This is a genomic window from Mesorhizobium sp. M5C.F.Ca.ET.164.01.1.1 (genome assembly GCF_004792125.1).
In the GTDB taxonomy this organism is placed as follows: Bacteria; Pseudomonadota; Alphaproteobacteria; order Rhizobiales; family Rhizobiaceae; genus Mesorhizobium; species Mesorhizobium wenxiniae.
Genome location: NZ_SRTG01000159.1, coordinates 1 through 400, shown reverse-complemented (window position 1 = coordinate 400; position 400 = coordinate 1). Strand labels below are relative to the sequence as shown.

Genomic DNA, 400 nt, shown 5'->3' with positions numbered 1-400 from the left:
GGCCGGTTCGTTGTCCCGGATGAACCGTACATTGTCGTATGACTGACCCTTTCTGTGGCGCGGTTCCAGATCGTTGCCGATGATGCGGACGAGCATGAAGCTGTCCTTCACCGGCTCGGATTGCGACGCCTCATAGGCCTTGCGAGCTGCCTCGATGCGCTGTCGCATCAGGAGATTGCGAGCGGCCTTGTTTTTCGCCTGTTCGCGTATCCGGGCCAGGGTGGCAAGCGGCGCGCAGACGTATCGGCCCGCCCGCCGGAGCTCACGATAGACGCGCAACCAGACCGGGCGCTTTTTGCGGCCAGCACTCATGGGCCGAGACTGGCGGTTGGCGGTCCGCTTGCTATGGCCGGCTGACCGAAGAGCTGGGTCTTTGTCGGAATTAGAACGATCCCCCGAA

Annotated in this window: 1 pseudogene; it reads right to left on the bottom strand. The window is 62.5% G+C overall.

From position 1 onward, the window contains the following. Positions 1 to 400 (bottom strand): annotated as a pseudogene (locus tag EN807_RS32900) (hypothetical protein); the annotation flags it as partial.